Annotated in this window: 15 protein-coding genes and 1 pseudogene; 10 read left to right on the forward strand and 6 right to left on the reverse strand. The window is 64.7% G+C overall.

The window, feature by feature from the left end; translation table 11 throughout:
• The first annotated feature begins 66 nt into the window (after positions 1 to 66).
• The gene (locus tag ACNJYB_RS39800; protein ID WP_439371992.1) at positions 67 to 1389 is read left to right on the forward strand and encodes an ActS/PrrB/RegB family redox-sensitive histidine kinase; all 1323 of its coding nucleotides are present in this window, start codon (positions 67 to 69) and stop codon (positions 1387 to 1389) included.
• Between the two features lie 102 nt (positions 1390 to 1491).
• On the forward strand, positions 1492 to 2046 hold the full coding sequence (locus ACNJYB_RS39805; protein ID WP_018644326.1) for an ActR/PrrA/RegA family redox response regulator transcription factor: 555 nt from the start codon (positions 1492 to 1494) through the stop codon (positions 2044 to 2046).
• Between the two features lie 70 nt (positions 2047 to 2116).
• Here ACNJYB_RS39805 and ACNJYB_RS39810 read toward each other — a convergent pair whose 3' ends face one another.
• Positions 2117 to 2605, reverse strand: coding sequence for an MmcB family DNA repair protein (locus ACNJYB_RS39810; protein ID WP_439371994.1), 489 nt, complete (start codon positions 2603 to 2605; stop codon positions 2117 to 2119).
• A gap of 192 nt (positions 2606 to 2797) precedes the next feature.
• Between ACNJYB_RS39810 and ACNJYB_RS39815 the strand changes: the two genes are divergently transcribed.
• Complete coding sequence (locus ACNJYB_RS39815; RefSeq protein ID WP_439371996.1) at positions 2798 to 4498, forward strand: alpha-amylase family protein; 1701 nt, start codon at positions 2798 to 2800, stop codon at positions 4496 to 4498.
• Between the two features lie 167 nt (positions 4499 to 4665).
• Here ACNJYB_RS39815 and ACNJYB_RS39820 read toward each other — a convergent pair whose 3' ends face one another.
• A complete protein-coding gene (locus ACNJYB_RS39820) occupies positions 4666 to 6267 on the reverse strand; it encodes an alpha-amylase family glycosyl hydrolase (RefSeq protein ID WP_439371998.1) in 1602 nt (533 codons plus the stop codon).
• 161 nt (positions 6268 to 6428) lie between these two features.
• Here ACNJYB_RS39820 and ACNJYB_RS39825 point away from each other — a divergent pair, with 161 nt between their 5' ends.
• Positions 6429 to 7097, forward strand: coding sequence for an MBL fold metallo-hydrolase (locus ACNJYB_RS39825; RefSeq protein WP_439371999.1), 669 nt, complete (start codon positions 6429 to 6431; stop codon positions 7095 to 7097).
• A 59-nt stretch (positions 7098 to 7156) separates the two neighbouring features.
• Here ACNJYB_RS39825 and ACNJYB_RS39830 read toward each other — a convergent pair whose 3' ends face one another.
• The gene (locus ACNJYB_RS39830; protein ID WP_439372001.1) at positions 7157 to 7531 is read right to left on the reverse strand and encodes a winged helix-turn-helix transcriptional regulator; all 375 of its coding nucleotides are present in this window, start codon (positions 7529 to 7531) and stop codon (positions 7157 to 7159) included.
• Positions 7532 to 7671: 140 nt separating this feature from the next.
• Here ACNJYB_RS39830 and ACNJYB_RS39835 point away from each other — a divergent pair, with 140 nt between their 5' ends.
• Positions 7672 to 7986, forward strand: a complete 315-nt coding sequence (locus tag ACNJYB_RS39835; RefSeq protein WP_439372003.1) for a hypothetical protein — start codon at positions 7672 to 7674, stop codon at positions 7984 to 7986.
• A gap of 57 nt (positions 7987 to 8043) precedes the next feature.
• Here ACNJYB_RS39835 and ACNJYB_RS39840 read toward each other — a convergent pair whose 3' ends face one another.
• Together ACNJYB_RS39840 and ACNJYB_RS39845 are read right to left on the reverse strand one after the other, a co-directional pair.
• Complete coding sequence (locus ACNJYB_RS39840) at positions 8044 to 9222, reverse strand: extracellular catalytic domain type 1 short-chain-length polyhydroxyalkanoate depolymerase (protein ID WP_439372004.1); 1179 nt, start codon at positions 9220 to 9222, stop codon at positions 8044 to 8046.
• Between the two features lie 141 nt (positions 9223 to 9363).
• A pseudogene (locus ACNJYB_RS39845) lies at positions 9364 to 10775 on the reverse strand (MFS transporter).
• Between the two features lie 519 nt (positions 10776 to 11294).
• On the opposite strand from ACNJYB_RS39845, the gene ACNJYB_RS39850 reads away from it, so the two are divergent.
• Together ACNJYB_RS39850 and ACNJYB_RS39855 are read left to right on the forward strand one after the other, a co-directional pair.
• Complete coding sequence (locus tag ACNJYB_RS39850; RefSeq protein ID WP_439372006.1) at positions 11295 to 12530, forward strand: LLM class flavin-dependent oxidoreductase; 1236 nt, start codon at positions 11295 to 11297, stop codon at positions 12528 to 12530.
• A 149-nt stretch (positions 12531 to 12679) separates the two neighbouring features.
• Positions 12680 to 14053 carry a cytochrome P450 gene (locus ACNJYB_RS39855; RefSeq protein WP_439372007.1) on the forward strand — a complete coding sequence of 458 codons (1374 nt, stop codon included), beginning with the start codon at positions 12680 to 12682 and terminating at the stop codon, positions 14051 to 14053.
• Between the two features lie 166 nt (positions 14054 to 14219).
• Here ACNJYB_RS39855 and ACNJYB_RS39860 read toward each other — a convergent pair whose 3' ends face one another.
• Positions 14220 to 15059 (reverse strand): SDR family NAD(P)-dependent oxidoreductase, encoded by an 840-nt coding sequence (locus tag ACNJYB_RS39860; protein WP_439372008.1) that lies wholly within the window; start codon positions 15057 to 15059, stop codon positions 14220 to 14222.
• Positions 15060 to 15238: 179 nt separating this feature from the next.
• On the opposite strand from ACNJYB_RS39860, the gene ACNJYB_RS39865 reads away from it, so the two are divergent.
• The 3 genes from ACNJYB_RS39865 to ACNJYB_RS39875 all read left to right on the forward strand — a co-directional run bounded on the left by ACNJYB_RS39865 (position 15239) and on the right by ACNJYB_RS39875 (position 19916).
• Entirely contained in the window at positions 15239 to 16204 is a 966-nt protein-coding gene (locus ACNJYB_RS39865) for a sensor histidine kinase (protein WP_439372010.1), read from the forward strand.
• Between the two features lie 309 nt (positions 16205 to 16513).
• Positions 16514 to 18250: a putative bifunctional diguanylate cyclase/phosphodiesterase gene (locus tag ACNJYB_RS39870; protein WP_439375761.1), complete on the forward strand. Its 1737-nt coding sequence runs from the start codon at positions 16514 to 16516 to the stop codon at positions 18248 to 18250.
• Positions 18251 to 18473: 223 nt separating this feature from the next.
• On the forward strand, positions 18474 to 19916 hold the full coding sequence (locus ACNJYB_RS39875; RefSeq protein WP_439372012.1) for a sigma-54 interaction domain-containing protein: 1443 nt from the start codon (positions 18474 to 18476) through the stop codon (positions 19914 to 19916).
• Positions 19917 to 19976: the final 60 nt, after the last annotated feature.

Below are 19976 nucleotides of genomic sequence, written 5' to 3' on the forward strand. Positions count from 1 at the left end.
TTGTAATCGGGGTGGTTCCGCGAGCCCAGCGTTTGTGATCCAGAAGGCACCGCCCCATTGGCCGTTATGACCGAAATCGCCGCTTCCGACTTTCGCCCCGCGCAGCGGCATATCCGCCTCGACACCATCCTGCGGCTGCGCTGGCTCGCGGTGCTGGGCCAGCTCGCCGCGATCTTCATCGTGGCACAGGGACTGGAGTTCAACGTCGAGATCGTCCCCTGCGTCAGCATCATCGCGCTGTCGGCCGCGCTCAATCTGGGCCTCCAGACCGCGGCAAATCCGATGCAGCGGCTGGAGCCGATGCAGGCCGCCGGCCTGCTGGCGCTGAACATCGTGGAGCTGGCGGGGCTGTTGTTCTTCACCGGCGGGCTGCAGAACCCGTTCTCTTTCCTGTTTCTCGCCCCGGTGCTGATCTCGGCGACGGCGCTGCCGGCCCGCTTCACCTTCGGCCTCGGCCTGCTCGCCGTCGCCTGTGCCTCGGTGCTGTTCTTCTTCCATCTGCCGCTGCCCTGGGATTCCGACGATCCCCTGGTGCTGCCGCCGATTTATCTCGTCGGCGTCTGGCTCTCGATCGTGCTCGCCATCGGCGTCACCAGCCTCTACTCGTTCCAGGTGACCGAGGAGGCGCGCAAGCTCGCCGACGCGCTGGCCGCGACCGAGCTGGTGCTGACGCGCGAGCAGCATCTGACCCAGCTCGACGGCCTCGCCGCCGCGGCCGCGCACGAGCTCGGCACGCCGCTGGCGACCATCTTCCTGATCTCGCGCGAGCTGGAAAAGACGGTGAAGGATCCGATCTTTGCCGCCGACCTTAAGACGCTGCGCGAGCAGACCCAGCGCTGCCGCGACATCCTCAGCAAGATCACCCAGCTCTCCTCCACCGGCGCGCCGTTCGACCGCATGAAGCTGTCGGAGCTGATCGAGGAGGTGGTGGCTCCTCACCGCGATTTCGGCGTCGAGATCAAGGTGCGGATCGCGGTGGCCGCGGCCGCCGAGCCGGTCGGCTCACGCAATCCGGCGATCCTCTACGGCGTCGGCAACATCGTCGAGAACGCCGTCGATTTCGCCCACACCACGGTCGAGGTGAACGCCTGGTGGAACAAGGACACGATCGAGCTCCTGATCTCCGACGACGGCCCGGGCATTCCGCCCGATATTCTCAACCGGATCGGCGAGCCGTATCTGTCGCGCCGACGCACCCAGGACGACGGCGGCGGCGAACGGCGCGGCCTCGGCCTCGGCGTATTCATCGCGCGGACGCTGCTGGAGCGCACCGGCGCGAAGGTCTCGTTTACCAACCGGATCTTTCCGGAACACGGCGCGGTGGTGCACATCACATGGCCGAGGCCGCGTTTTGAGGCTACCGAGACAGTCGAAGAAACAATAGGATAGACCGCGACCTTGCGTCGCACAAAGGGGCCGATCGGCCATTGGCGGCCTTGGCACCGCCCGATTGCGAGGCCATATGTAACGCGCTGGAGAGAGGACAACACCTTGAACGCCATCGCCGAACTGAATGAACAGGCCGACCGCTCGCTTCTCATCGTGGAGGACGACAAGCCGTTTCTCGAGCGCTTGTCGCGCGCGATGGAGACCCGCGGCTTTTCGGTGACGTCGTGCGACACAGTCTCGGACGGTCTCGCGCAGATCGGCAAGGCGGCGCCCGCATTCGCCGTCGTCGACTTGCGGCTCGGTGACGGCAACGGCCTCGACGTGGTCTCGGCGCTGAAGAAGAAGCGCCCCGATGCCCGCGCGATCGTGCTGACCGGCTATGGCAACATCGCCACCGCCGTGACCGCGGTGAAGATGGGCGCGATCGATTATCTGTCGAAGCCGGCGGACGCCGACGACGTCGTCGCCGCGCTGCTCTCGACCAGCGCGGAGAAGTCCGAGCTGCCGACCAACCCGATGTCAGCCGACCGCGTACGCTGGGAGCACATCCAGCGCATCTACGAGATGTGCAACCGCAACGTCTCGGAAACGGCGCGCCGTCTCAACATGCACCGGCGGACGCTGCAACGTATTTTGGCGAAGCGCGCGCCGCGGTAGCGCTCGCGTAGCGTGGGTCAGCTCCGCAGATGCGCGAAGCGCATCTGTTCGGCGCAAGCACCCTGCGAACTCACTCCCAGAAATCTGCATGCCCCTGCGGATCGACCAGGCGGTTGATCCGCAAGGCCGCCGCCATCGCGAAACGCACCGTCATCTGCTTGCGCGTGGCGGCGGCGAGCTTGTGCTCGGGCGCCTCGCAATGCAGGTGCGCGCCGTAGGCATCCGCAATGATCAGGCCGGTGTCTTCAGGAAAGATCTCGCACGGCAGATCCTGCGTGAAGGAGAAGAACAGGCGGTCGCAATGGGCGCGGTATTCGTGCCATTTCTGGTCGGCACGCAAATCCTCGATCGACGATTTGATCTCGACGATCCAGATCTCGCCGCGCTCGTTCAGCGCCACGAGATCCGCGCGCCGACCCGACGGCAGCGGCAATTCGCTGATGCAGGAGAAGCCGAGCGAATGCAAGAGCCGCGCGGTGCCGCGCGCAACGGCAAGCGCTGTTTCCGACTGACGGCGATCCGGCGGCGGCACGAGGCTGATGCGGGCGGTGTTGTCCATGGGCGGAGATTAACCGATTCCATTTCGCCCGTCATTCCGGGGCGCGCGCAGCGCGAGCCCGGAATCCATGACCACCGGGAGCGGTTGTCGAGCGAGGGCGGCACAGCGCTGCGAGGCGCGGGAACCTCTCCTTCCCCACGCACTTATCACGCAGCCGCCGCACCTCGGCGGAACCACCGAGGCTGCTCGCGCATGATCGACGATCTCTGGTACAAGAACGGCGTGATCTACTGCCTCTCCGTCGGCTCCTATATGGACGCCAACGGCGATGGCATCGGCGACTTCAAGGGCCTGCTCCGGCGGCTAGACTATCTGCACGGCCTCGGCATCACCACGATCTGGCTGATGCCGTTCCAGAGCTCGCCCGGCCGCGACGACGGCTATGACATCGCCGACTATTATAGCGTCGATTCCCGCTACGGCACGCTCGGCGATTTCGTCGAGTTCGCCCAGGGCTGCAAGCAGCGCGGCATCCGCGTCATCATCGACCTCGTCGTCAATCACACCTCGGACCAGCATCACTGGTTCAAGGAGGCGCGGCGCGACAAGAACTCGCCCTATCGCGACTGGTACGTCTGGTCCGACAAGAAGCCGGCCAATGCCAACAAGGGCATGGTGTTTCCCGGCGTGCAGAAATCGACCTGGACGCGCGACAAGGAATCCGGCGCCTGGTATTTCCATCGTTTCTACGATTTCCAACCGGACCTCAACACCTCGAATCCGCGCGTGCAGGCCGAGATCCTGAAGATCATGGGCTTCTGGATCCAGCTCGGCGTCTCCGGCTTTCGCATGGACGCCGTGCCCTTCGTGATCGCGACGAAGGGCGCCAAGGTGAAGAAGCCGGTGGAGCAATACGACATGCTGCGCGTCTTCCGCGAATTCCTGCAATGGCGGCAGGGCGACGCGATCATTCTCGCCGAAGCCAACGTGCTGCCGAAGACGGACATGAAATATTTCGGGCGCGACGGCGATCGCATGCACATGATGTTCAACTTCCACGTCAACCAGCATCTGTTCTATGCGCTGGCATCCGCCGATTGCCGTCCGCTCGCCAAGGCGCTGGAAGCAACAAAACCGCGGCCGGCGACGGCGCAATGGGGCCTGTTCCTGCGCAATCACGACGAGCTCGATCTCGGCAGGCTGACCAAGGCGCAGCGCGATACCGTGTTCAAATGCTTCGGTCCCGACAAGGACATGCAGCTCTACGACCGCGGCATCCGCCGCCGCCTTGCGCCGATGCTGGGCGGCGACCGCCGGCGGCTCGAGCTCGCCTACAGCCTGATGTGCACGTTGCCGGGAACGCCCGTGATCCGCTATGGCGACGAGATCGCGATGGGCGACGACCTGTCGCTGCCCGAGCGCAATTGCGCGCGCACGCCGATGCAATGGTCGACCGAACCGCATGGCGGCTTCACCAAGGCCGACAAGCCTTCCTGCCCCGTCATCGACAAGGGTCCGTACGGATTTCCGCACCTCAATGTCGCGACACAGCGGCGCGATCCCAACTCCATGCTGAACTGGACCGAGCGCATCGTCCGCATGCGCAAGGAAGTGCCGGAGGTCGGCTGGGGCGACTTCACGGTGATCCCTGTGCGGGATCCCGCCGTCTTCATCATCCGCTACGACTGGCGCAACAATTCCGTGCTGTTCGTGCACAATCTCGACGAAAAGCCGCGCGAGATCGCGTTCTCGGCGGGACTGCCTGGCGAGGCCGGCGCGCATTTGATCAACCTGCTCGCGGAAGACCACAGTCACGCCGACAAGCGCCGCCAGCACCGCGTGGTGCTGGAGCCCTATGGCTATCGCTGGTATCGCGTCGGTGGGCTGGACTATCTGCTGAAGCGGAGCGATATCGACGAGACGACGATGCGGGGGAAGAAGCATCCGGGGTAAGGTCGGATGCCGTGGTTTGCCCCGTCGTTTCAACGATCGTCATTGCGAGCGAAGCGAGCAATCCAGAATTTTTTCGCGGGCAGCAGGCGCGATTGCTTCGCTGCGCTCGCAATGACGGGGAGACAGCGGTGGCCATCTCCTCCGCCGTTCTCCTGCCGGAAGCAGGGCTAGGATGGCGGCGCTACCACCACCCCCTCGTTCCCGCGCAGATCCAGCACGCCCTCCAGCTTCTCGCCCTCACGATCCAGGAACGTCGACAGCAGAATCTCGCTGCCCGGGCGGATCGCGCTGGTGGTGACCGCGATCGGGTCGGGGCCGAGATTGAGCACTGTTATCACCGACCTGTCTCCGGCCGCGCGGCGATAGATCAGCAGATCGCCCTGCGCCTCGATCGGGTGATAATCGCCGGCGACCAGCGGCGGGCAATCCCGCCGCAACGCGATCAGGCGCTTGTAGAGGCTGAGGATCGAGCGCGGATCGGCTTCGAGATTGGCGACGTTTTCATGGATATGATCCTCGGGCAGCGGCAGCCACGGCCTCACCTGCGAGAAGCCGGCGAAGTTGGAGGAATCCCATTGCATCGGCGTGCGGCAGCCGTCACGGCCGACGCCGATGCCGGGCACGTTCTTCTCGAAGGGATCGCGCACATCCTCCGGCGCGATCGCGAGCTGATGCATGCCGATCTCGTCGCCGTAATAGAGCGTCGGCGTGCCGCGCAAGGTCAGCAGCAGCATGGCGGCGACGCGGGCCTGCTCCGGCCCGACGCGGCTCGCCACCCGCGGACGATCGTGGTTGCCGAGCACCCAGTTCGGCCAGGCGCCCTTCGGCAGCGCCTTCTCGTAGTCCTCGATGATCGTCTCGATCGAGCGCGCGCTCCAGAAGGTCGCGAGCAGCGCGAAATTGAACGGCATCTGCGCGCCGGTGAGGTCGTTGCCGTAATAGGCCATGAGACGATGCAGCGGCAGATAGATCTCGCCGATCAAGACGCGGGCGCGATACGCATCCGTGACGCGGCGCATCTCGGCGATGACGCCATGCACCTCGTCCTGGTCGGTGGAATATTGCGTGAGGATCTTCTCGTTCGGCGGCCGGCCCTCGACGTAATGCGGGTTCGGCGGGTTGTCGCGGAATTCGGCGTCCTTGATCAGGTGCCAGATCACGTCGACGCGGAAGCCATCGACGCCCTTCTCGAGCCAGAACCGCATCACGTCGTAGATCGCGGCGCGGACATCGGGATTGCGCCAGTTGAGGTCCGGCTGCTGGGCAAGGAAGGCGTGGTAGTAGTATTGCCCCGTGGTTTCGTCGAACTGCCACGCGCTGCCGCCGAATTCGGACAGCCAGTTGTTCGGCGCGCTGCCGTCGGGCTTCGGATCGCGCCAGATGTACCAGTCGCGCTTGGGGTTGTCGCGCGAGGCGCGGCTCTCGACGAACCAGGGATGCTGGTCGGAGGTGTGGTTCGGCACGAGATCGAGGATCAGCTTCAGGCCGTTGTCGTGGACGGCCGCGAGTAGCGCGTCGAAATCCGCCATGGTGCCGAACAGCGGCTCGATGCCGGTGTAGTCGGCGATGTCGTAGCCGAAATCGGCCATCGGCGAGGGAAAGATCGGCGACAGCCAGATCGCATCGACGCCGAGCGATTTCACATAGGGCAGCCGTTGCAGGATGCCGGCGAGATCGCCGACGCCGTCACCGTCGCTGTCCTGAAAGGAGCGCGGATAGATCTGATAGAAGATGCCGTCGCGCCACCAGTTCTCGCTGCCGTGAGCCATGTGGGAATACCATCCAAAGACTGCCCTCGCGCGGGAGAACGCGGAAGCAACGCCCCGGTTCAGATTGGAGAGCCAATTGGGACGCCCGTGTGACCTGTTCCCCGGTCCATCGCACGAATCTTTTGCTTGGCGGCATGGCAAAAATCGGCATTGTGGCGCCCATGACCGAGCAAAATGACACCAAAGCCAAGGCGGGCGCGATCATCGTTCCCGTGACGCTGTTCGAGCAGAACTGCACCATCATCTGGGACGAGCCTGGCAAGAAGGCCGTGGTGATCGATCCCGGCGGCGACGTGCCGAAGATTTTGGAGGCGATCAAGCAGACCGGCGTCACCGTGGAGAAGATCTGGCTCACCCACGGCCATATCGACCATGTCGGCGGCGCGGCGGATTTGCGCGATGCGCTGAAGGTGCCGATCGAGGGGCCGCATCAGGCCGACAAGTTCCTGCTCGACAACGTGGTCGAGAGCGGTGCGCGTTTCGGCATGACCGGCGTGCGCAATTTCGCGCCGGACCGCTGGCTCGACGAAGGCGACAGCGTCTCGATCGGCGGCCTGTCGTTCGACATCCTGCACTGCCCGGGCCACTCGCCGGGCAGCGTGGTATTCTTCAACAAGGACTTACGTTTTGCCCATGTCGGCGACGTCCTGTTCGCGGGCTCGGTCGGCCGCACGGACCTGCCCGGCGGCAGTCACGCGACGCTGATCAACTCGATCAAGACGAAACTGCTGCCGCTCGGCGACGACGTCGGCTTCATCTGCGGCCACGGCGCCGGCTCGAGCATCGGTCAGGAGCGGATGACCAACCCGTTCGTCACCGGCGAGATGTAGGCTCCTTGTTTGAGCATGATCTGATCGGAAAACCGCTTCACAGTTTTCCGGATCATGCTCTATTCGGCGGCGTCTGCGAGCGCCGCCGTCTCGCCCAGGTTACGCTCGCCCCATTCGCGAATCGCGGCGACGACGGGCACGAAGCTCTTGCCCTTGCGGGTGAGGCGATACTCGACTTTCGGCGGCACCTCGCCAAAGTCCTTGCGGTCGATCAGGCCGCTCATCGTCAGCGCCTTCAATTCGCGGCTGAGCACGCGCGGGGTGATCTCGCCGCTGCCTGACGTGCCGCGCAGCAGACCGCTCCTGATTTCGCCATAGCGGCGTGGGCCGTCCTTGAGGTCCCAGACAATGCGCAGCTTGTACTTGCCGCTGATCATCTTTTGAAACGCCGCGACCGGACAGGCGCGCGGCGGGATCACTCTTGCCTTCGCCATGTCGTCTCCTCCATGCGTTAGCCAGCGTGCGAAAGAATAGGAGCGACAACGAAAAAGTCCATACTATCAATTTTGTCCATACTTGCGGGATCGCTTCCAAGGCGCAGATGATGACGCGCATGACGAACAGGGAGCGTCACATGAAGCACTTCATGATCAGATACCAATTCAGGAACGGCACGACGGAGGAATGGCATCAGGAGATCGGCCGCTTCATCAAGGCGATCGACGGCGATCCGCAGCTGAAGGGGCGGATCGGATACCGCGTCCTCAAGGCCCGCGACGAGGGCAGCTATTTCCATCTTGCGAGCGTCAGCGACGATGCCGCGCAAAAGGCGCTGCAGTCGCGCGACTTCTTCCGGGCCTATCAGGAGATGACGCGAAAGGTCGCCGGCGGCGAGGTCACGGTGACGCCGATCGAGGTGATCGATCACACGGCAGCTTCGCCGAGTTGAAGCGACGGCGTCGCCCCAAACGCGGTTGTCGTCCCGGGCAAGCGTCAGAGCAGGAGCTTACTTCATCAATCCCACCGCCGTCAGGGCGCGCGTGATGATCTGGCCGAGATCGAAGCCACGGGATTCCTGCTGCTTCGGCTCGGCCGCTTCTTCGGCGACCTTCGCACGGATCGAGCGGGCGAGATGTGGGGCTGGTGAGCGCGCCGGAGCAGCCGGAGCGGCAGGCTTCGCTGCTTTTTTCTTCGCCGCATCCGGAATCCAGCCAGTCAGGCCGAAGAACTTCGCGATGTGATAGGACGAGGAGATGCCGGCCTCGATCAGGAACGCGCCTTCCATGCCGTAGCGCTGGTCGTTGTCGGCAACGCCAAGCGGCGTGCCGTGGGCCATGTCGGTGATGGCGTAGGACTCGACCAGCGTCTCGCCGTCCTTGTTCCACCAGGCCTGGCGCGGATAGCCGTCGACATTGGTCTCCGCCATCGGCACTTCAGGCAGATCGTGCAGATCGAGCCACTGCTTGACGATCTCGTTGGCATTGCCGGGATTGACGGTGCGATCGGCGCTGCCGTGCCACACCGACACCTTCGGCCAGGGACCACGATGATCGGAGGCGCGGCGCACGAGATCGCCGAGTTCGCGTGCGGGACGCGCCGGGGAATGAAACATGCCGTCCAGCGCCTCGCGCAAATTCGAGGCGATGCCGTAGGGCAGGCCGGCGATGATCGCGCCAGCCGCAAAGACTTCCGGATAGGTCGCGAGCATCACCGACGTCATGCCGCCACCGGCGGACAGGCCGGTGATGAAGATGCGCCTGGGATCGATGCGATGCGTCTCCGTCATGTGCGCGATCATCTCGCGGATCGAGCGCGGCTCGCCGCTGTCCCGCGCCCTGTCTTCCGGATTGAACCAGTTGAAGCAGGTGTTGCCGTTGTTGACGCGCTGCTGCTCGGGCATCAGCAGCGCGAAGCCGTAGTGCCGCGCGAGCGTCGACCAGCCGGCGCCGAGATCGTAACCTGCCGCCGTCTGTCCGCAGCCATGCAGCACGACGACCAGCGCCCGGGGCTTCTGCAGTTGCGCCGGCACGAACGCGAACATGCGCAAGGCGCCGGGATTGTCGCCGAAGCCCATGACCTCTTCCAGCGGACTGGATGAACCAGGGATACGGCCGAACTCGGCGAATCGCAGACCGTCCAGCCTTGGCAGACGTCTCAACAAATCGACATTTCTGGCTAACGACACGGCACTTTCCTGATGGGCGGCTTTCAACGTTCAGCCCAACCAGATAGTTGCTGCATTGCGAAATAAAAAGGCCGAGTGCTGTCGATCTCGCGAAAATCACCGGAAATCCCGCGGGAATCCGCATGTATTAACCGCAATGCCTCAACTTGATGCAGATGCGCGGCGCATCCACGTCAGAAATGCGGTGCAGATCATGATTAACGTCACAAACAGCGCGAGCGAGACGAAAAATCCTGCGCGCGCTGATTGCAGTGATTCGATCGCGAAGAATACCGCGCCGATTGCGGCCACTCCGGCCGCATTTCCGATCTGCGCCGTCGTACCGTACATGCCGGAAGCCGAGCCTGCGGCGACGGGCTTGACCGTCGAGAGCACGGTACCGGACAGCGGCGCCATCACGAGTCCCTGGCCATAGCCGAAGATGACCATGGCCAGCGCGAGCGTGAGTGGTGTTGGCGCATCAACGCAGAATGCGGCCAGCGCAAGCGCGCCGAGGCCCGCGATCTGCAGCGCGCAGCCTTCGATCAAGACCATGGTGCCGCGATGCCGCGCCCGCACGCCGCTGTGGCGCGAGGCCACGACGAAGGCGAGCGCGAGCGGGATGAACGCCATGCCGGCGACGAGCGGCGGAATCTTCAGGCCGCGCTGCATGAACAGCGTCATGACCAGATAGAATGAGAGATTGGCGGTGAAGAAAAAGAACGCCGCGCCAAGGCCGCGCAGGAAGGCGGGGTCCGCCAGCACCGTCAGATCGATCAGCGGCATGCCGCCGGCACGTGCAACCGCGTGTTCGAGCTTGAGGAACGCCGCGAGGATCGCACCGCCGAGCGCCATTACCGGCCACAACCATAACGCCCAGCCGAGATCATGGCCGAACAGCAGCGGCCCGATCAGGCACAGCAATCCCGCGAACAGGACCATGCTGCCCTTGATGTCGAGCCTGGTCCCGGCCCGTCGCGGCACCGACGGCATGACGCGCCAGGCAGCCGCTGCGATGGCGAGGCCGAAGGGAACGTTGACGAAGAACACCGACCGCCAGCCGGTGCCGGCGAGATCGAGCGTGACCAGCAGCCCGCCGAGCAAAAAGCCCGCGGCGCCCGCGAGCCCGAGCACGATCCCGTAGACGGCGAAGGCGCGGTTGCGCGTCTCGTCGCTGAACAGAAGATGCAGCGTCGCCAGCACCTGCGGCACCATCAGCGCTGCGGTCGCGCCCTGCGCCAGCCGCGCCATGATCAGCTCGATACCGGATTGCGCAAGACCGCACCACAGCGAGGTCGCGGTGAAGCCGAGCACGCCGGCCAGGAAGATGGTCTTGGTGCCGTGGATGTCGCCAAGCCGTCCGCCGGTCACGACCAGGGTGGCATAGGCGATCAGATAGATCGCGATGACGGATTCGATCTGCGCCGGCGACGCCTTCAGATCCACCGCGATGGTGGGAATGGCGACGTTCACGATGAAGGCATCGACGCCGAACATGAACTGGGCGCGACGACGATCGCGAGCACCCACCAGCGGCGGGTCGAGTCGATCGGCTTTGTGACGGTTTGATGCATTGGCGCACGAGCTTCGGAATTTGTTCGGCGCGAGGCTCGCAAATCGCAGTCATCCGCGCGATTACCTCGGAGGTAGGATTTGTCGCTTGGCCCGATTGCTGCATGCTTTGCACCGCCCGGGCGCGTCGGCCTCTCCCGCAAGCGGGAGAGGCGGAGCAAGCCCGCTTACCATCTTCGTGAAATCCATATGCGATAGCCCTGCCGCCTGCGGGGAGAGGTCGGATCGCTCTTGCGATCCGGGTGAGGGGGACTCTCCGCGAGTCGCGCTGTTCCCTGGAACGACGCCCCTCTCGACGCGTCATTATTGCGAGCAATCCCACGACGTCCGCCCTCGCGGAGAGAGGCCCCTCCCCCCCGACCCTCTCCCCGTAAGGATGGGGAGAGGGAGGCGAGGCATCTCGTCTGGCCTCGACGCATGCCTGCATTCCACCACGCGGGACATCGCGCGATTGCGTTCGTCGTCTCCGGCACGTAGCCTCACCGTCTCAACAAACAGAAAATTCAGCCGGAGAGAACGCCATGGCGCGCCTGAAGTTCGGAGCCTTTCTTGCCCCGCATCACCCGATCGGTGAGCATCCGATGCTCCAGTTCCGGCGCGATCTCGACCTCGTCGAGCAGCTGGACGCGCTCGGCTATGACGAGTTCTGGTGCGGCGAGCATCATTCCTCCGGCTGGGAGATGATCGCTTCGCCCGAGATGTTCCTGGCGGCCGCCGGCGAGCGCACCAAGCGGATCAAGCTCGGCACCGGCGTGATCTCGCTGCCCTATCACCATCCCTTCAACGTCGCCCAGCGCATGGTGCAGCTCGACCACATGACCGGCGGCCGCGCCATCTTCGGCTCAGGTCCCGGCGCGCTGGCCTCGGACGCGCACACGCTCGGCATCGACCCGATGACGCAGCGCGACCGCCAGGACGAGGCGATCGGCATCATCCGCCGCCTGTTCAACGGCGAGCGCGTCACCGCGAAGAGCGACTGGTTCACCATGAACGATGCCGCGCTGCAGATCCTCCCCTTGCAGGAGGAGATGCCGTTCGTGGTGGCGTCGCAGATCTCGCCGTCGGGCATGACGCTCGCCGGCAAATACGGCATCGGCATCATCTCGCTGGGCTCGATGACGACGCAGGGCCTGATGTCGCTGCGGCAGCAATGGCAGTTCGCCGAGGATGCCGGCAGGAAGCACGGCACCAAGGTGAACCGCGCCGACTGGCGGGTGCTGCTGACCTTCCATATCGCCGAGACCCGGGAGCAGGCCCGTCGCGAGGCCGGCGCCGGGCTGATGCGCTGGCACAATGAATATAATGTCGGCACGCTGCAGCGGCCGGGCCTGACCGCGTTCTCCTCGGCGGATGAAGCAGTGGACAAGACCGCTTTCGTCGAGGGCGCCGCGTCCACCATCGGCACGCCGGACGATCTCGTCAAAACCATCAAGAACGTGATGGAAGTGTCCGGCGGCGTCGGCGCCATCATCGGCTTCGTGCACGACTGGGCCAATCCGGAAAACACGCGCCGGAGCTGGGACATGGTCGCGCGCTATGTCGTGCCGGAGATCAACGGCTACATCGACGGGCTGCGCAGGTCGCAAAAATTCGTCATCGAGAACCGCGCGATCTTCGAGCGTGCAGGCCAGGCCGTAATGGCCAAGATCATGGAGAACGAGAAGGCCGCCGAGGCACTGAAGGTCACCGGCCCCGGCCGCGTCGCCATTCCCGCCGTCAACGCACCGGATCTGCAGAAGGAAGCAGCGAAGGGGTAGGGCTGCGATCGGCGCCGCTTGGGTTCACCTCTCCCTACGGGAGAGGTGAACCACGCCGCGGCACTTTCGCACGTAGGAACGGCACATCGCTTCTGCGCGAGGCTGTGCTAAGCTGACCGGATCAGCCTTGCTCAACCGGAGCAATCGTCATGTCGATGCAGAACGTCGCCCCTGCGCTTCCGTTCACCGCACCCAAGCGCAATGAGCTGAGGCACATTCCCGGCGACGAGGGCTGGCCGGTCATCGGCAAGACTTTTCAGGTGCTTGCCGACCCCAAGGGACATATCGAGGCGAACGGCGCCAAATACGGTCCGGTCTACCGCACCCATGTGTTCGGCGAGACCAACGTCGTGCTGCTCGGCCCCGAGGCCAACGAGCTCGTGATGTTCGACCAGCAAAAATTGTTCTCCTCGACCCATGGCTGGAACAAGGTGCTGGGCCTGTTGTTTCCGCGCGGGTTGATGCTGCTCGATTTCGACGAGCACCGGCTGCATCGCAAGACGTTGTCGGTCGCCTTCAAGTCCGGACCGATGAAATCCTATCTCAGCGATCTCGACCGCGGCATTGCCGCGCGCGTGGCGCTGTGGAAGGCGAGGCCCGGCGAGATGCAGCTCTATCCCGCGATGAAGCAGCTCACGCTCGATCTCGCTGCGGTATCCTTCCTCGGCGCCGATATCGGGCCGGAGGTCGATGAGATCAACCGCGCCTTCGTCGACATGGTCGCGGCCGCCGTAGCCCCGATCCGCAGGCCGCTGCCGGGCACCCAGATGGCGCGCGGCGTTGCGGGGCGCAAGCGCATCGTCGCCTATTTCCGCCAGCAGATCCCGCTCCGCCGCGGCAATCACGGCGGCGACGATCTGTTCTCGCAGCTCTGCCGCGCCACCCATGATGACGGCGCGCTGCTGTCCGAGCAGGACATCATCGACCACATGAGCTTCCTGATGATGGCAGCGCACGACACGCTGACCTCGTCGCTGACCTCGTTCATCGGCGAGCTCGCCGCGAACCCGGACTGGCAGGACAGGCTGCGCGCGGAGGTTCTGGCGCTCGGGCTTCCCCCCGGCGCGCCCAGCAGCTTCGACGATCTCGAAAAGATGCCGCTGTCGGAGATGGCGTTCAAGGAGGCGCTGCGGATCAAGCCACCGGTGCCCTCGATGCCGCGCCGCGCGATGCGGGATTTCACCTTCAGGGGCTATACGATCCCCGCCGGCACCGCGGTCGGCGTCAACCCGCTCTATACGCATCACATGAAGGACATCTGGCCGGAGCCGGATCGCTTCGATCCCCTGCGTTTCACCGAGGAGGCCCAGCGTGGCCGCCATCGCTTCGCCTTCGTCCCGTTCGGCGGCGGCGCGCACATGTGCCTCGGCCTGCACTTCGCCTACATGCAGGCCAAGTGCTTCGCGCGGCACTTCCTGCAGAACATCGAGGTGTCGCTGGCACCGGGCTACAGGCCGGACTGGCAGATGTGGCCGATCCCGAAGCCGCGGGACGGGTTGAGGGTGCGGGTGAAGGCAGTTTAGCGGCACCACCGTCACTAACGAGCGACGCGAAGCAATCCAGACCGTGTCCGCGGAAACAGTCTGGATTGCTTCGTCGCAAGGGCTCCTCGCAATGACGGAAGCCTACCCAGTGGTGGGCGCGGCACGCGAAGGGCGCCTTTGCCCAACCTACAGGGACCGCCTCGTCCTACGCCCCCTGATCGAACGCCTTGCGCAAGGCCGACAAGCCCTGCTGCTGTTGGCTCCAGTTGCGGCCGCCGGTCATGGCGCCGTCGATGACGAGGTCGTGGCCGTTGATGAAGCTGGATTCGTCGCTGGCCAGAAACACCGCGGCATGGGCGATATCATCAGGAAGACCGGCGCGCGGGATCGGCTGCGCGGTCTTGTAGACCTCGCGCATCACCGCCGGCGTCTTCTCCGCGGCGTCGGTCGAGAGTCCCAGCGCCTTGCCGAAGATGCCGGTCGCGATCGCGCCGGGCGAGATCGAGTTGACGCGCACGTTGGACTCGCCGAGCTCCATCGCCACGCATCTGGTGAGATGGATCACCGCAGCCTTGGCCGCGCCATAGACGATCGATGAGGAGAAGCCTGCAAGACGGCCCGCGATGCTGCCATTGTTGATGATGCTGCCAGATCCCTGCTTCTTCATATGGGGCGCGGCGTGCTTCATGCCGAGCATGACGCTGCGCACCAGCGTCGCCATCGCCGCGTCGAAGCGCTCGACCTCGAGACCCTCGATCCCGCCGGTCTGCGCCGGGCCGCCGGCATTGTTGAACAGGCAATCGATGCGGCCGAACTTCTCCACCGCGAGCGCGATCAGCGCCTGCATCTGCGCTTCGACCGTCACGTCGGTCTGAAGGAAGACGCAAGTAGCCCCGAGCTGCCTCGCCAGCGCCTCGCCTTCCGGTACGCGCCGCCCGGCGATCACAATTTTGGCACCTTCAGCAACGAAGACTTCCGCAGTCCGCAATCCGATCCCGCTCGTCGCGCCCGTGATCACCGCCACCTTGCCGTCCAGCCTGCCCATGGAATGTTCCTGCTTTCGAACCCCTTGACGCCAAACGGCAAACACCGATCGACGACGGCACCGCGACAGTCGCTGCCGCGACGGTCACTATTCCTGCCGGCTTTCGACAAGGCAAGCTTTGCTTGCGCGCCCGACATGCGTAACATTCAAGGCGGCCGCACGTCGCAACCGGGCTGGGCATGGAGAAGCTGATCGAGGAGTTCCGCAAGGGCTGGCAGGGCGTGGCACCGCCCTCGCTCGGCCTGAGCATCGCTTTTGCGATCGCCTGCCTGCTGGTGGCGACGCTGGCGCGCTGGGGGCTCGCCCAAGTCCGCCCCGACGTCTACTTCACGCCTTACTTTCCGGCCGTGTTCTTTGCCGCCGCCTTCGGAGGTTTTCGGCTCGGCATCGTGACGGCGATCATCGGCGGCGTGCTCGGCGTGGTCCTGAATTTCAGCGATGCCATTGCCGACAACGCCCGCTTTGCCCTGCTGGCGCTGTACTGGGTGGTCTGCGCGCTCACCATCTGGGGCGTCGAGCATTATCGGACGCTCCTGATCGAGCAGCGCCGGATCTCCAAACGCCTGATCGAGGAGGAGGATTATCGCAAGCTGCTGGTCGACGAGCTCCAGCACCGGCTGAAGAACAAGCTCTCGACCGTGCACGCCGTGATCCATCAGGTGCTGCACGACCAGCCCCAGGTCTGGGCCCGGATCGATCCGCGGCTGCGTTCGCTGGCCACGACCGACGATCTGATCTCGCGGATCGACAAGGGGGGCTGCGATATCCGCGACCTCCTGATCGCCGAGCTCGGGCCCTACGGCCATGTCCGCTTCACCCTGAACGGCGACCGGCTGTTCCTGCCGCCAAAGCTCGCGGTCACGCTGTCATTGATGTTTCACGAGCTCGCCACCAATGCAGGAAAGTATGGCGCATTCTCCGCGCCGCGCGGCCTGTTGCAGGTGTCGTGGACCGTCAGCGAGGACCGCCTGACCATCACCTGGGACGAAACCGAGGGGCCGAGCGTGGACAAGGTGTCCGAGCCCGGCTTCGGCACCAAGCTGCTGAAATCGGCACTTTCGGCTTTCGATGGTAGAACCGAGATCTCCTATCTCAAGTCCGGGCTGCATTGCATCATGCAATGCCGCATCCCCAAAGGCGGCTAGCGGAGAGCAAGACTCGGTCGGATCACCTCTCCCCAACGGGGAGAGGTGCGCCGGGGCTCCCATCGATTCAAACAAGGCTGAGCTCGCAACAAGATTCGAGCAAAACGAAAGCGATCCGCGCGCTCTGCTCGCGCTTTCGCAGGCGACCGTTGACGCTCTGTTAATGACGATTTGCGCGCGTTGCATCGTCGCCAGTTTCGTCGAGGACACCCCCGTATTTCTCCGCACCCCTTAACCAAACTTAAGAGGGAACTGCGCATGATCGCGTGCATTGCAAAGGCGCGCTGAACAACAAGATTCATGACTTCTATGAACGACGACAAATATTCCGGCGCGACCGAGGCCGAACTCGGATTTCTCAAGGAAATCGTTAGAATGCTGCCGGCCGGGCTGACCGTGCAGGATGCCCATGGCGAGCTTCTGCTGGTCAACGATGCCGCTGCGGCCCAGCTCGGCATCGACGGCAGCCGTCCCTCGCCGGACCTGGCGCCGCGCCGCGAAGCCTGCCGCAAGGCTCTGAGCGCCGGCCAGGCCATCGTCATCGAGGAAGCGCTTCACGACGGCGCCGCGCGCCAGGTGCTGCTCACGACCCATCGACCCGTTCGTCTCGCCGGACGCGAGCTCCTGATCTCGGCCTCCTCCGACATCACCGAGCAGAAGAATTTCGAGGACCAGCTGTTCCGCTCGGCCCATTTCGACGAGCTGACCGGCCTGCCTTCGCGCCGCGTGATCGAGCATCGCGCCAACGGCCTGCTCGCGAAGGATCGCAGCAGCGAGCGTTTCGCGCTGGCCTTTCTCGACGTCGACAACTTCAAGCACATCAACGACTATTACGGCCACGCGGTGGGCGATGCGCTGCTGGTCGAGCTGTCGAAGCGGCTCGGGCGCGACTTGCGCGATTCCGACATGCTGTCGCGCATCTCCGGCGACGAATTCCTGCTGCTGCTCTCCCCGATCCAGAGCCAGGAGGAAGTCGCCGAGTTCATGCAGTCGACGCTGGAGCGGCTGACTGCGCCGTTCTTCATCGATCATTCGGAAGTGTTCGCCTCGACCTCGGTCGGCATCAGCCTCTATCCCGACCACGGGCGCAGCTTCGAGACGCTGCGGCAGAACGCCGACATTGCGATGTACCGCATCAAGAACAACGGCAAGGGACTGGCCGCATTCTTCGACGCCAACATGGAGCGCGAGGCGCTGGCGCGGAGCAAGATCGAGCAGTCGCTGCGGCTCGCCATCCTGGAAAAGCGCTTCTGCTGCGCCTTCCAGTCCAAGGTCGACATCCGCACGCAGGCCGTGAAGGGCATCGAAGCCCTGGTGCGCCTGCGCGACGACGAAGGCGTGATCCAGGCGCCGGGTTCGTTCATCAACCTCGCCGGCGAGCTCGGGCTGATCGACGAGCTGACCCATCTCGTGCTCGCCGAGATCGTCAAGTCGATCGACGTCATCAACGACACCTTCGGCGCGGCAGCGACCATCAGCATCAACGTCGCCGCCAGGCAGGCCGGCAATCCCGAGTTCATGCGCAGCTTCGCGCGGGCACTGGAGGAGACCGGCTTTCCGCAGCGCTTCATGATCGAGGTGACGGAAGACGCCTTCGTCGCGAAGAATCATTTCCAGGCCGAGATCCTGCCGATGTTCCGCAAGCTCGGCGTCGGCATCTCGATCGACGATTTCGGCACCGGCTATTCCTCGCTCTCGGCGCTCGCCGACATCACCGCGGACGAGATCAAGATCGACCGCTCCTTCATCACTGACATCCACAAGCGCCCCCGCAGCCAGGGCATCTTGCGCGCGATCGAATCCCTAAGCGAGGCGCTCGGCATCACCGTGATCGCCGAGGGCCTCGAATCCTACGAGGAGCTGGCTTATCTGCAGGCCGCGACCAAGATCCGCTACGCGCAGGGCTATTACTTCTCCCGCCCGATCTTCCTGGAGGAGCTGAAGCTCGCAACGCCGGTCTCCAGCGAAGCCCGCGCCAGCGTCGCCACCCGCCCGATGCAGCAGAACCGCCACGGCTATTCGCGGGCGAGCTTGTATCGGAGGTAGAGCGCAAGCGCCGCTTCAATCTCGGTGTCGTCGCCCGGCTTGACCGGGCGACCCGGTATTCCAGAGACAGTCGTTGTTGAATCGATCCGCCGCGGCGTACTGGATGCCCCGGTCGAGCCGGGGCATGACAGTGGCGGGTGTGGCCGCACCTCAACGCCCATTTCTCCCTTTGAAATCGCTACACTTTTGCTAATAAACAGGCGGGCTTCCCGCGAGGCACGCCATGTCCGTCCCCACTTCCGCCGTCAGCGATCCCGCCTATCTCCGTGCCCGCGCGATGGTGACGCTGTTCGAGCGGCTGGAGAACCTCTGCGAGGGCGCGATTGCGATCGATCGCGGCGGGCGCGTCGTCTACGTCAACGAGAAATATCTGGCCTCGCTCGGCCTCGAGCAGACCGCAGACGCGATCGGCCGGCCGATCGAGGAGATCATTCCGAACAGCCTGATGCGGAAGGTGGCCGAGACCGGCGAGCCGATCCTGCTCGACATCATGGAGCTCGGCGGCGAGCAGCTCGTGGTGACGCGCATGCCGATCGAGGACGAGAACCGCAAGGTCATCGGCGCGATCGGGTTCGTGCTCTATGACCATCTGGAGAGTCTCAAGCCGCTGCTCGCCCGCGTCGCCCGGCTGGAGAGCGATTTGCGGCTGGCGCGACGGCAATTGTCCAACGCCCGCGCGGCGCGCTTCACCTTCGCCGATTTCGTCGGCTCGACGCCCGCCATCGCGCAGGCCAAGGAGCTCGCGGGCCGCGCCGCGCGGCAGAGCGTCACGGTGCTGCTCACCGGCGAGACCGGAACGGGCAAGGAAATGCTGGCGCAGGCCATCCACAACGCCTCCTCCCGGGCCGACAAGCCGTTCGTCAGCGTCAATGTCGCAGCGATCCCGGAAACGCTGATCGAGTCCGAATTCTTCGGCGCCGTTCCCGGCGCCTATACCGGCGCCGACCGCAGGGGGCGCGAGGGCAAATTCCGGGTCGCCGACGGCGGCACGCTGTTCCTCGACGAGATCGGCGAGATGCCGCTGCAGCTCCAGGCCAAGCTCCTGCGCGTGCTGCAGGAGCGCGAGATCGAGCCGCTCGGCTCGGACAAGATCAGCAAGGTCGACGTCCGCGTCATCGCCGCGACCAATGTCGATTTGCGCAAGCGCGTCAGCGACGGCGCGTTCCGGCCCGATCTCTACTACCGCCTCAACGTGCTCTCGGTCGACCTGCCGCCGCTGCGCCAGTGCCTGGACGATCTCCCCGACATCTGCGCCCGGCTGCTCGACGACATCAGCGCGTCCGGCGATTACGTCAAGGCCAAGATCACGCCGAGCGCGCTGGCCGCGCTCGCCCGTTACGACTGGCCGGGCAATGTCCGCGAGCTCCGCAACATTCTCGAGCGCGCGCTGATCCTCAGCGATTCCGGGCGCCTGACCGGTGACGACTTCGTCCGCATTCTGCCTGTTGGCAGCGAGGTCAGGCTTGCAGCGCCGGAGCGGCCGGTCGGTCTCGTCGTGCCCTATGCCGAGGCCGAAGCCGAGTTCGAGAAGCACACGCTCGAGCAGGCGCTCGCCGCCAGCAACGGCCAGATCTCCGAGGCCGCCAAGATGCTGCGGATCTCGCGCGCGACCTTCTACAAGAAGCTCGCCAAGTTCGGTCTCGCCGCGGGACCGGCCTCCGTCTGAGTTTCGAGACTCGGGCTGTCCGGAGTCTCGGAATCCTGACATACGATCTGGCCGCTTTTT

It is taken from the genome of Bradyrhizobium sp. SMVTL-02 (genome assembly GCF_051853005.1).
Taxonomy (GTDB): domain Bacteria; phylum Pseudomonadota; class Alphaproteobacteria; order Rhizobiales; family Xanthobacteraceae; genus Bradyrhizobium.

Bases quoted from the DNA above. Each gene is read 5' to 3' on its own strand.
- ACNJYB_RS39800 (WP_439371992.1), top strand. From the start codon at position 67: ATGACCGAAATCGCCGCTTCCGACTTTCGCCCCGCGCAGCGGCATATC.
- ACNJYB_RS39810 (WP_439371994.1), bottom strand. From the start codon at position 2,605: ATGGACAACACCGCCCGCATCAGCCTCGTGCCGCCGCCGGATCGCCGT.
- ACNJYB_RS39815 (WP_439371996.1), top strand. From the start codon at position 2,798: ATGATCGACGATCTCTGGTACAAGAACGGCGTGATCTACTGCCTCTCC.
- ACNJYB_RS39820 (WP_439371998.1), bottom strand. From the start codon at position 6,267: ATGGCTCACGGCAGCGAGAACTGGTGGCGCGACGGCATCTTCTATCAG.
- ACNJYB_RS39825 (WP_439371999.1), top strand. From the start codon at position 6,429: ATGACCGAGCAAAATGACACCAAAGCCAAGGCGGGCGCGATCATCGTT.
- ACNJYB_RS39830 (WP_439372001.1), bottom strand. From the start codon at position 7,531: ATGGCGAAGGCAAGAGTGATCCCGCCGCGCGCCTGTCCGGTCGCGGCG.
- ACNJYB_RS39835 (WP_439372003.1), top strand. From the start codon at position 7,672: ATGAAGCACTTCATGATCAGATACCAATTCAGGAACGGCACGACGGAG.
- ACNJYB_RS39850 (WP_439372006.1), top strand. From the start codon at position 11,295: ATGGCGCGCCTGAAGTTCGGAGCCTTTCTTGCCCCGCATCACCCGATC.
- ACNJYB_RS39855 (WP_439372007.1), top strand. From the start codon at position 12,680: ATGTCGATGCAGAACGTCGCCCCTGCGCTTCCGTTCACCGCACCCAAG.
- ACNJYB_RS39860 (WP_439372008.1), bottom strand. From the start codon at position 15,059: ATGGGCAGGCTGGACGGCAAGGTGGCGGTGATCACGGGCGCGACGAGC.
- ACNJYB_RS39865 (WP_439372010.1), top strand. From the start codon at position 15,239: ATGGAGAAGCTGATCGAGGAGTTCCGCAAGGGCTGGCAGGGCGTGGCA.
- ACNJYB_RS39870 (WP_439375761.1), top strand. From the start codon at position 16,514: ATGAACGACGACAAATATTCCGGCGCGACCGAGGCCGAACTCGGATTT.
- ACNJYB_RS39875 (WP_439372012.1), top strand. From the start codon at position 18,474: ATGTCCGTCCCCACTTCCGCCGTCAGCGATCCCGCCTATCTCCGTGCC.